Origin of the sequence: Thermoproteus sp. CP80, assembly GCF_002077075.2 — an archaeon.
Lineage (GTDB): Archaea > Thermoproteota > Thermoprotei > Thermoproteales > Thermoproteaceae > Thermoproteus.
On sequence record NZ_LCWM02000040.1, the window covers coordinates 1 to 11,989 of the forward strand.

The following is an 11,989-nucleotide window of genomic DNA, read 5'->3' on the forward strand; positions in this document are numbered from 1 at the left end:
CGTAGACGTGAGGCCGCCGGAGTTCTGGCGGCTCCTCTCCGTCTCGATAGACTACACGGCCCTAGGCGAGCGCAACGCCGTCGTGGGGAGGGGCGTCGCCAAGGCCTGGGACGGGGTGTGGGGCTGGCTGCCGGGGTCCGGGCCCGACAACGAGACGTGCATCAACGCCCTGGGGAATAGGTCCGGCTGCGCCGTCCTCGACACCACGATCAGGGCCGGCCTATACAACTTCTCACTCTGGAACCTCCGCGGCATAGGGGCCAAGGCCGCCGTGGACCCGGCCACCGCAGGCGTGGCGGACTACTTCAACTTCTCACTGCCCAAGGCCTCCCTGTATCTAAACAAAACCATATATCTATATACATGGACGGAGGTCTGTACGTGGCGCCAGGGGAATGAGACATACACCTCAAGCAGGCAGTGGTGGGACGCCTACAGCGCCCAGAGTGTGGACGAGCAGATCCTATACAACGTGTCCGCCGTGATATACGGAAGGCCCTGGATCGTGAAGGGGCCCGAGAACTACACGGCGCAGATCCCCGTCGTGGAGAGGAGCTGGGTCATCTCCGTCTGGAGCGAGCACGGGCCTTGGGACGGGCCGACGCCGCCGGAGAACGCCACCTGCACGACCGAGGACAGGCACGTCTACAAGACCCTCTACGTCTACGACGTGGCGCCGAGGGCCCGCGTCCTCTACGGCTTCTGGTGGCTCCAGGGCGGCCTCATCTACGTGGAGCCGAGGGGGAGCGCCCTCCCCGGCCTCCTCTGGGACAACTCCACCTCGGCGGCCTACGTGGATGGGGCCGAGAGCCAGTTCTACTGCTCCGCGCTCACCGCGCCCGCCTCGACGCCCGAGGCCGCCTCGGCCTTCCCCGCCTCGCCGATAGCCGGCGTTAGGGACGCGCTGGATTGGCTCACAAGCCAGGACTACCTGGAGCTGATCGTCGTTAGGAACGTGTCCCTGGCCTATCTGAACAGGTCCGGCTTCTTCGGCCTTGGCGCAGGCCGCCGGGAGGATCAACTCCTCCCTCGTGGAGGCCGCCGTAGAGTCGGGCGAGGAGTACCTGGCCTTCATCAACGAGAGCCCGGCGGCCCTCCCCATGTACTACGCGGTGCCGCTCTCCTACCAAGCGGAGAACTTCCTCGTCGCATGCACCATGTACGACTGGCGCAGCTCCACGGCCGTCAACGGCTCCCTGGAGCTGGCGCCGGGCAAAGAGTGGTGGGCCGCGGCGTACCCCATGGGCGACTCCAAGGTGGCCGAGGCCGTGGTGGCGGCCAAGGCCGACATGTTCAGGTACGTCTTCGGGGCGCCTCCTCCGCCTCCCCCCGCCAACCTGTCGGGGTTCGTGAGGCAGTGGAGGATACCGTGGGACAACAGAACCCTTCCATACAAGCCGTACTACAGCCCCGGCATGAGGATGCCTCCCCGCGACAACTCGACGGGGATTCCGCTGTGGAGCATACAGAACCTTGAGGACGTCCAGATAACGCAGGGCAACATAGTGGGCTGGCTCTTCACCGTCCTCTTCGTGACGGTCCTCTCCATAGCGGCGGTGTTCGAGTTCCTGGGGGCCCTCTTCGACTTCCCCACGCCCGCTAGGGAGGTCTGGGGCTTCGTGACCGGCGTGATACAGGACTGGACCTACTGGCTCCCCATCCGCGTGGCCGTCAGGGGCAGGCTGTTTACGCGCATATGGCGCGCCGTCAAGAGGCCCGTCATGAGGCAGACCGTCCGCATAGCCGCGCGGGCCCACGCCCTCGCGGCCTCGCGAATACCGGCGCTCAGGTACATCCGCAGCTCCGACCTCAAGGAGTACTACCGCGAGTACGTGAAGCGCAGGAGGGACATAGCCTTCAAGGACCCGGCGGAGCAGATACGGGAGGAGATCAACGTCAAGTGGAGGAGGGAGGCCCTGGAGCGCGTTCTGCGGGCCATGGAGGAGAGGGCCGACGTGGAGTGGATGAGGAACCTGGAGCGCAGGAGGGAGGAGGAGAGGCGGAGGATGCTGGAGGCCGCCAGGCGCGTCTGGAACGCGTTGAAGGCCGACAACATAGTCGAGGTTGTCAGGGAACTTTCGCCCAGGTTCGACATATGGCTGCAGGAGAGGGTGGAGATGAGCCGCGGCTCGCTGTCCTACCACCTCTTCTGGTGGCGCCTCGACCGCCTCCCGTTCATGTGGCGGTCGCTGCTCCGCCTCGACCCCCACGTGATCGCCAGGCTTGAGGCGGAGGGCAGGATCAAGCCGGAGGAGGCGGAGGCCCTCAGGAACCTCAGGGCGGCCGTGGAGGCCTACGCGGCCGAGCTGAGGTGGGGCTGGGCGAGGCTCCACTCCGTGCCCCAGTACGTCAAGGCGGCGGAGGAGGAGTTCGAGAAGGCGAGGCAGAGGATGGCCCAGGAGGCCGAGAAGGGGCTTGCCGACTTCCGCCGGTTCATAGCGGACTTCGAGAGGCGGTACGAGGCCCTTAGGAGGTACTTCTCGGAACCCTCGGGGCTGGACGAGGGGGAGAGGGACAAGGCGGCGGGGGAGGCCAAGAAGGCCGTGGAGCGCCTGGAGGAGGCGCTGAGGCACTTCGCCGTGATCGACAGGTCGCCTAGGGCTAGGCTGGTCTCGGCCCTCAACGAGGCCCTCAGGCACATCGCCGAGGGCAGGGCGCCGCAGATCCCCAGGGACGCCTCGGTGGAGGACATAGTCAAGGGCCTCGCCCTCATGGACCTCGGCCTGGCCGTAAGGGCCCTCAGGAGCGCCGAGAGGTATCTAGAAGCGCACTACGCCGTGGCGCCGACCCGCTACGACGCTAGGCAGATAGCGGCGGAGATAGTCAGGTGGCATATCGAGGAGCGCATCCCGACGCTCAAGCTGGCGGGCCTCGCCAGGGGCGTCGTCCTCGGCGCGAGGGGCGCCGAGGAGGGCGAGATAGCGCTTAGGTCCTGGTCCGGGAGGACCGCCGCGAGGCGCGTGGAGGAGGCGCCGTGGGAGGCGGTGGCGCACAGGGCGTCGCTCCTCAGGGAGCAGCGGGCCAACGCCGCGGAGGTCGTCAGGATCAGGCCGGACGTGGTCCTCACGGCGGACTACGCCAGATACCTCGCCGGGTTTAGGGTCGGGGAGGAGGCGCTTGAGGCGCTTAGGAAGGCCGTCGAGTACCGCCGCGTCCTGCACGTGCTGGAGAGGGCCGAGGAGCTGAGGATGCCCCCGACGGCCGTCGAGAGGCTCGCGGCGGAGGCCGAGAGGCTACGCCAGGAGGTACTACGGGAGACCTCCCAGATCTATAGGAGGTTTGGGGAGGAGTTCTTCTTCGTCAAGGACATAGTCGAGGGCCGTAGGGTCGTCAGGCGGGAGGTGCCGGAGGTTAGGGAGGTGGTTAGGGCCTTCGAGGACGCCCTCGCAGAGGCCCTCAAGGCGCCGGAGAGGAGGGAGAGGGCGTTCCGCGAGCTCTTCACGGAGGGGGTGGAGAGGCTGGCCGAGGAGCGCGCCAAGCGGGGAGATGTAGAAGGCGCCGAGAGGGTTAGGAGGGCCGCGGCAGAGCTGGCCAAGGCCTCCGAGAAGATAGGCTGGAGGGCGGTGGAGGACGTGTCCGTCGTGTTGCCGGCAGTCGCAAAGGCCTTCGAGGAGGCCTATGCCGAGACGAAAAGCCCCTCCGAGCTCGCTAGGGCCTTCAAGGCTAGGGCCGAGGAGGCCGCGAGGCGGTTCGAGCAACAAGGCATGGAGGACGTCGCGGCCCGCATAAGGAGGGCCGCGGAGAGGATCGCCGGGGAGGTCGGGGACAGGGCCTCAGTCGAGAGGATGCGCGCCCTACTGTCGCCTGAACATGCGGGCCGGGCCATAGAGGGCCTTGAGCTCCTCCGCCGCCTCCTCTCGAGCAGAGCGGCCCTCGACGCCTACCGGAGCCAGAGGGGCGAGGCCGGTAAGGCCGCCGCGGAGCTGGACAAGGCCAGGAGGGTGGCCGAGGAGCTGGGCCTCAAAAACGTGGTCGAGGCCCTCGAAAAGCCGGACGGGAAGCGCATCGCCAAGGCCCTGGGCGAGCTGGAGCGCGAGCTGGCCAGGCTGTACGGCGCCCTAGAGCTCGCCGAATACGTTAGACGCCCCCGCGCCGACGCCGAGTTCGGCCATGCGTGGGCCGTGGCACGTATGCTGGGCCTTGAGGAGGTGGACAGGCTGTTTAGAGCTCTGTCCGAGGTCTCGCTCTTCGAGCTGAGGGAGGGGAGGGAGGCCTTCCGCAACCCGCTTTACGATGAAGTAAAACACCTCATCGACGAGGAGAGGGTCAGGGCCCTCGTCAGGGCTCCTCTGTACTCGTACGTCGTGGACAGGCTGGGTCCCGACGTCCTCCGGCCCACGTACGCCAGGTGGTACGGCCTCTTCGCCGACTACGGCTCTTATCTGGCTACGGCCTTCGAGCACTCCAGGACCAGCGCGGCCAAGGCGGGGGCGCCTCTGGGCTTGACCGGCGGCTTCAGCTACGCCCGGAAGATGATGGGCTGGCTGGGGGACTTCGGCAGGGAGGCGGTGGCGAGGGGCCTGAAGGCCTATTACAAGGGTGAGGGGAGGCCGTTTAGGGAGCTGGGCGAGATGACGATCCGGGGCGCCAAGGTCCAGCTGTACGAGAAGGCGGCCGAGCTGGCGAGGGCCCGCGCCGAACAGCTGATCTCGCAGGCAGGCGGTGAGGCGGCCGAGGGGCTGAGGCTCCTCGCGGCGGTCCTCAGGGCCAAGGCGGCCTACGAGGAGATCCGCCTGGTCCAGACGTATCTGAGGGGCGCCGAGAGGAGGGCGGAGGCCCTCCTGAGGGAGGCCAAGTCGGCGTGCTGTATAGAGGCCCAGCTTGAGCTGGAGAGGAGGGCGAGGGAGGGGCTGGAGGCGGCTAGGGAGAAGGCGGAGAGATATCTGGCGGACGCGAGGGCGCGCTATAGGGCGCACGTGGCCGAGATCCGCGGCTTCGTTAAGGAGCGCGGCGATATCCGCGAGGTGGCCGCGAGGTACTTCGGCCTCACGGCTAGGGCCTTTACAGGCGACCCGCAGGGGGTGGCGGAGAGGATGGCGAGGGCAGTGGACGTCAGGCGGGTCGTAAGCTGGGCGGACGAGCTGGCGAGGGAGCTGGGCGAGATGGCGGTGAGGGTCGTGGACGCCGAACGCATCTACGCGAAGTTTGAAAAGGTGCTGAAGGCAAAGGCGGAGCCCATCCCGCCCGCCTACGACCTGGAGAAGGCCCAGCACTTCTTCGCGGAGAGCGCCAGGCCTCAGCCGCCTCCGAGGAGCCGGCTGGAGGAGGCGGTGCCGAGGGCGGTCAGGGACGTCTTCGCGGCCTACTACGCCAAGCTGAGGGATGCCGCCGAGAGGGCGTCAGTCTATCTTGCGCTGATGAGGGGGGACGGCAGGTTCGCCAAGAGGGAGGTGGAGAGGGCCAGGCAGGCCCTCTTAAGGGCCCTTAGGGCGGGCAGCAGGGAGGAGGCGCTAGCGGCCCTTGAGGATCTGAAGAAGGCGCTGAAGGCCCTCGGAATAGACGTGGAGGGCAATGCCCCCGAGGCCTTCGTGAAGGCCGTGGAGGAGAGGGCCAGGCCCGCCTACGAGGAGTACCTCAACGCTAGGAGGGAGTACGCGGCCGCCGTGGACGCTATCGCCAAGTTCTCCCCCGAGGCGGCCCTCGCCCTGGGCGAAATGGCGAGAGAAGGCGGCCCCGACCCCATAGCGAGGTGGATGGCCCTTACGGCGTATGAGGCCAGGGAGAGGGCCTTGAGGGAGTACGCCCGGCATTGGGCGAGGCCCCTCGAAGAGAGATGGGACTCCCTGCCCCAGCCAGTCAGGGAGATCATCGCCAGGAGGGAGGACGAGGCGGCGGGGGAGGTCCTGCGCAGGGCCCTGAGGAGCGCCGGCATTATCGTGAAGAGGGACGCCGCCGCGGACCTGGCGGCCCTTGAGGACGCCCTCGCCAAGGTATTCACGGCGAATGGGGAGTGGGGAGACCTCGGGGAGCGCGTCAGACAAGCCGTCGAGGTTGCTAGGAGGGTTCAGAGGGGGGAGGCGTCTACGGACGAGCTGGCAAGGGCGGTGGACGCTCTCCTAGCGGCGTATGGGGCCAGGGCGGCGGAGCGCTTCGTGGAGAGCGACAGGCTCGAGGACGCGGTGGGGGAGATGCACGAGGCCATGAGGCGCTATGCGCGCAACTCCGGCCTCAGGATAGGCCGCGAAGCCGCCGAGAGGGCCCTCCTCCTCGGGCTCTCCGCCGTTCCCCAAGAGCACGTGGAGGCCTATATGCGGGGCGGCTGGAGGGGGAGGATCGAGCCGTACGTCGCGTATTGGACGGAGGACGAGGGGCTGGCCAGAAGGGCCGGCGAGGCGGGGTGGGAGGTCCGCCAGATAAAGAGGCCCGCCTCCTTCGAGGAGGGGGTGCCCAAGGAGTGGAGGACGGCATACGTCGTCGCCCCCCGCGGCCTCGACCTCTCGGCGGTTGAGAGGGCCGTGACGGAGCTGGTGGACGATGCCCGCGAGGGCCTCGCCTACATTAGGCCGGCGGAGTGGCCAGCGCCGGAGCCCTTCATCTGGTTCGTCCTTAAGGACAGACAGCCGGCCAGGGACGGCGACCAGATCGCGGCCTACTCCATAGACAGGCTCTCGATCGAGGAGCCCCTGTCTAGATTCGGCGAGGCCCTTAGGGCCAGGGACCACGACGGGGCGAGGAAGGCCGTGGGCGAGCTCTACGACGCCCGCCTCAACAGGACCGTGTGGCAGATAGTGTATGAGTTCGACCGGCCCAGGGCAAGGGACGCCCTTGAGTACCTCAGGAGGAGGTACGGAGAGCCTGAGGAGCGCCTGTGGGAGAGGCACGACGAGCTGTATCTGACGTGGCTGGCGTTTCGGCTCGCCGACGAGTACGCCGATTATTTGAGGAGCGGGGCGGGGAGGGAGCTCAGGACCAAGGAGGAGGCAGCCGGCGTAATCTTCATGCCGTGGCTCCTCCAGGAGCTGACCCCCGCGTTTATGCACCGCCTCGTGGGGGACGAGGAGGGGTGGGGCGAGTTCAGGGCCGTCTGGATAACCGCCCTCAACATGTGGTTCGAGGGGATGGCCGAGCCGTACCAGCCCAAGAAGCCCGCCGCGGCGAGGAGGGCGCTGGAGCTCTTCAACGCCTTCATGGGCGCCAAGTTCACGTACGAGGAGCTCTTCCCGCCGCCTCCGCCGAAGCCGGAGGCCGTGAGGCCTGAGGCCCAGAGGCTTGAGGCGGCTAAGCCGGCCGAGGCCAAGAGGCTTGAGGCTCTTAAGCCGGCTGAAGCGGTTAATCCGGCTGAGGTGTTGAGGCCGGCCGAGGCCGAGCCGGCCGAGAGGCCTGCCGCGGAGGTGCAGAAGCCGGCTGTTGAGGAGCGCGGTTTAAGACGGGAGGCTGTTGAGAGACCCGCAGCAAAGCCGGAGGCCGTTGAGCCGGCCGCGAGGCTGGAGGCGGCCGGTGAGGTACGTGGTTTGAGGCTGGTTGAGCTCGGCGAGAGGCCGAGGGCGCCTGCGGCGGACGTCATCCCGGAGAGGGCTTTTGAGGCTGTGGAGTATTTGGTGGAGAGGTTCGGCGCTGTTCTGGACAAAGAGGCGGCCTTCAAGGCCGAGGGCTTCGTCATCGCTAAGGTGAAGGCGAGGATCGAGAGGGTTGCGAGGAGGGAGCCCGAGTTCGCCCACATACTGGGCGAGGTGGCCGAGGACGTGCTGCGGTCCCTCGGGAGGCTCATGGCGTCGCCGGACGCGGCCAGGCACGCCCACGATGCGTTGTTCTACCTCTTCGAGGGGTATGCGACGAGGGACGGCGAGAGGCTCTACGCGCGCATAGAGCCCGCCATAAGGGAGGCGGTGAGGAGGGCCGAGGAGGCGGGGGTACCGGATGCGGAGTACCGCGTGAAGCAGTTCGTCCTGGAGATCCTAGACGTCCTTGCGAGGGCGGGCGAGAGGTACAGGAGGGACGCGCTGAAGGGCATCTCGACGGTGGAGAGGGCGCTTAGGGCCACCGCCTTCGCCGGCCTTTCGGCCGCGGCCGCCTACTCGGCCTACCACGGGCTGTACTCGGACGCCGTGGTCTCCTCGGTGGCCTCGGCCATAGCGCTGGCGGACGCCGGTCAGTTCAGGGAGGCCGCCGAGTACGTCCGGAGGGCGGCCAAGGCGCTGTATGAGGCCGCCAGGGACGTCTTCGAGAGGGCCAGGGTGGCGGCGGAGAGGCTTGCCGAGCTCTTCGTCGAAGCTGTTACGCGCGTCCTGGCTTGGATAGATGAACACAAGGCGTACCTCTTCCTGGCCGCCGCGGTGGCGGTTGGGCTTATCGCGCTGTCAGCCGCCATGAACCTGTGGGGCCTCATCGAGCTGGGCAGGCTGGCCCACGCGGCGGCCGGCCTGCCGCTCTTCGTTGGGCTTGCGGAGACGGGCGGGAGGGCGGCGGAGAGGTTCAGGGCCCTGGCCGAGAGGTACATGAGGTGGAGGATCGGCGAGGAGGCCGTCGACGGGATCCTAAAGGCCCCTCAAAGGGGCGAGAGGCCGTATAGGGCGCTTCTGAGGCTGGCCGAATCCGGAAGTCTGCCCAGGCCCCTCGCGGAGCTGAGGAGGGCGCTCGACAAGGTGGAGGACGAGGCGGAGAAGGACGCCGCAGTTGTCGCCGCCCTCGCGCTCTACAGGGCGCTTGTGAAGAACGCCGAGGCGTATAAGGAGTGGGGCGAGCTGTACCGCTGGGCGAGGGGCCTGGCCGAAAGGCAGGAGTTCACAGTAAAGGCCGAGGAGGTGAGGAGGCTCCGCGAGGCGCACGGGAGGCTGGAGGAGGCGGCTGAGGAGTTGAGGAGGGAGCTGAACGGCGTGCTGGCGCTCTACTCGTGGAGGCGCGACGTATACGAGCGGCTCAGGCCCCACCTGGAGGTGGACCTGAAGAGGGCGGAGGGGCTGGCCGAAGCCAGCTACAAGGGACTTTCGGACTACTCCGACGCCAGCATGGGGACCAAGGCCTACGCCGCCCTTCTCTCCATCGCCAGGGGCGGGATATACGGCCATGTCGCCATGCTGCTCGCCGTGGAGGGCGCTCTGGCGGATATAGTGATCTCGACGCCCGGAGGCGCCTACAACAAGGCCAAGGACATCGCCGGCAACCGCGGCGAGGCAGTCGATCCGTCCCGCTCGCCTAAGGGGGCCGCGGTTTGGGAGGATAGGGCCGCCTCGGCGCTCCTCCGCTACCTCCTGGGCAGAGCCGTCGATGAGGACCTCGGGTTCAGGCGCGTCGGGGAGGGATTCGAGGTGTTCAGGGCCTACGGCGGAGTCGAGGCGCGTGTAGATACGCTGAAGATAGGGAAGACGGCGGCCAGCTCCAAGGCCGGCGAGGAGGAGTCGAGGCGCTTCGTGGAGGAGGCTAAGGGGATGGCGCCAGACCTCTCGGGGATCAGGAAGATATGGCAGACGATGCCGTGGCTTGCCACGGACGTGTCGTTCTCCGGAGGGCGGATAGTGGCCGGCACCGCCCATCCTTGGCAGCTGGCCTGGTACATCGCCCTCCTCGGCGAGCCGGAGTCGAGCAAGGGCGGGGCCAGCGTCACTGAGGAGGGCATCAAGCTCAACGTCACTGCGTACTGGCCCAGGGAGGTCCTCGACCGAATCATCGCCGGGGAGAGCAAGGAGCTGGAGCCCCTCCTCGGCCGCCCGGTCAAGGGCTGGCGGGAGCTGGTGGACGCCGTAGGCTGGAGCCAAGTCCTTGAGAGGGTCGGGGAGCTGGCCGACGAGCTGAAGCCCTGGATTGGCCGCAAGGATGCGAAGGACGCCGAGAGGGAGGATCTCGCCAGGAGGATGCTGGGCGAGCTGGCGCTGTTCGCCCACTTCGCCGAGGCGAGGAGGGGGCTGGACGACGGCGAGTGGCGTAAGGAGAGGGCCGAGAGGCTGTCGAGGGCTGTGGAGGCCCTGAGCGGCGGGAGGATAGGGGGCGAGTACGCCGAGAGGCTGGCCAAGCTGATCATCTACTACGCCGAGAGCCGTAAAAAAGAGATCGAGGAGCGCATCGAAGACCTGGCCAAGGAGCTGGCCAGCGCCCTCAAGGAGGATGCGGGGAGGATTAGGGAGGAGGTCTGGAGCGTCGTGGACTTCGCCCTAAGCGATATGGGCTGTTTGGCGAGGGACTGCGCCAGGGATGAGGTGGCCAGGAAGTTCGTGGAGCCAGCCCTTGAGCTGATCATGCTGGAAAAGGCGCTTAGGGGCTGGTTTAATAGAGGGGAGGCGTTGCTGCGCTTCGGCGAGATGTACGCGACAGCGATAGCGGGGGACGGCTCCGTGGAGTCGAGGAGGGTCGAGCTGGTCGTAGGGGGTGAGCTGGGAGGCGGCGCCGCGCTCCTGCGCCTTGCTACGTTGCATCTGATCAACGATCTTCTGCCCGGCGAACTGAGGTTCGGCGTACATACGCACGTGAAGGAGGGCAGATATTACCGCATAGCCGTCTACGGCGACGACGCGGCGAGACTGATGCGCCTCCTCGCGGCGGCGGCGGCGCCCTCCGCCGGCGGAGGGTACTTAAGCCCGAAGTTCGAGGAGTTCATGGAGGCGGCCAAGGTGGAGGTGCGGCTCGACGAGGGGAGCATAAGGCAGACCGAGGGCGGCCGCGTCGCCGATTTGGTCATATCGGAGGGCGGCGCCGACGTCAAGTTCAACGTCTATCTGCGCGAAGACGCGATAGTGCTTCAATTCAAATCGTCGGACCGCGGCCGCGCCGAGCTCGCGGCCCTCCTCCTCAAGCTTGCGGGCGTCAGCGCGGAGGTGAAGAAGGAGGGCGGTAGAAACATGTGGTATGTCAGAGCCACTACTGACAAACTGGCGGCCGGCCGTAGAGAGCTCAGGGACGCCCTCGCCGAGGTCGTCAGGAAGGCCGCCGAGAGCGGCTGGGTGAACAGGGAGACGGCCGACCGCTGGCTCGACAAGCTGGAGAGGGGCCTCACGCTGAGGGAGGGCTGGCCGAAGTACGGCGTGTGGCTGGCGCGTAGCGGCACGCTGGTTATCAGATACCGCTCCATCAACCCCGACAACATAGAGCGCGAAGTCCAGCGGCTTAAGGCCATGGGCCTTGAGGAGGGTGTCCACTTCGCAGTAAGGATGCCGAAGGGAGGCAGGAAGGGCTATGTATACATCCTCAGGGAGGGCCTTGAGCGCGCCGCCTGGCTCTCTGAGCACGGCTCCGAAGGACAACGGGAGCTTGCGGCGGAGTTTATAGGCTACATACTGAAGAGGGCCGAGAAGGAGGGCGGCGCCGTGTACAAAAAGGCCCTGGAGGTCGTGAGGAGGGGTAGGGAGGTGGGCTCTCTGAGGCTTGCGGACGTAAGGGGGGCTGAGGTCTTCGTCGGGGGCAAGAGGTACGTCGTGGACGTCATAGGCGGAGGGGCCCAGCCCGAGAGGAGCGGGAGCGGCAAGACCCTCCTGAGGATCACGATAGCCGCCGACATCGACGGCGTCAGGGGCGAGTACACGATTACCTTCGGCAGGTATGGCAGAAACAACGCGGCCATGGGCTTCGCCATAGCCAGAGCGGACGCCCCCGGCGGTAGGGAGGCTGACGCGGAGAGGTTCTCAGCCCTCATAAAGGCCCTGACGGGGAGAGAGCCGAAGATGTACCGCAGGAGCGACGGCAAGATAATGATGGTGTGCTACGAGGGGCACCTGGAGGGCCTCGCCCGCTACGCAGAGCTCGCGGACGCCATAAGGAGGTGGCTGAAGGAGACGGGCCGCCGGTAGCAAGTGCTAATCCTCGGCCTCCTCCCCCTCTTGAAGATTCTCCAACAGCTGTTTCCTCAGCTCCTCTAGCTCCTCCTGGTCCACCTCGGCGCTGGACTCCGCCGCAGTCATAACGCCGCGCTTCTTGTCCTCAGAAACGGTGGTCTTGACGCTATAAGCACGCTTATCCCTCTCGGTGAGCCTCACCTCATAGCCGCACTTGGGGCATTTCAAGACGGTCTGCCCGTCTTTCTTCACGGGGACCATCAACGTACCGTCCCTGGGGCAGAACCTCA

Annotated in this window: 2 protein-coding genes; one reads left to right on the forward strand and one right to left on the reverse strand. The window is 66.9% G+C overall.

Annotated elements, in window-relative coordinates; translation table 11 throughout:
* The first annotated feature begins 1,031 nt into the window (after nucleotides 1-1,031).
* Complete coding sequence (locus B7L68_RS07620; RefSeq protein ID WP_143615323.1) at nucleotides 1,032-11,714, forward strand: hypothetical protein; 10,683 nt, start codon at nucleotides 1,032-1,034, stop codon at nucleotides 11,712-11,714.
* A 6-nt stretch (nucleotides 11,715-11,720) separates the two neighbouring features.
* Here B7L68_RS07620 and B7L68_RS07625 read toward each other — a convergent pair.
* Nucleotides 11,721-11,989: DNA-directed RNA polymerase (locus tag B7L68_RS07625; RefSeq protein ID WP_081247083.1), on the reverse strand; the 269-nt coding region annotated here is incomplete at its 5' end.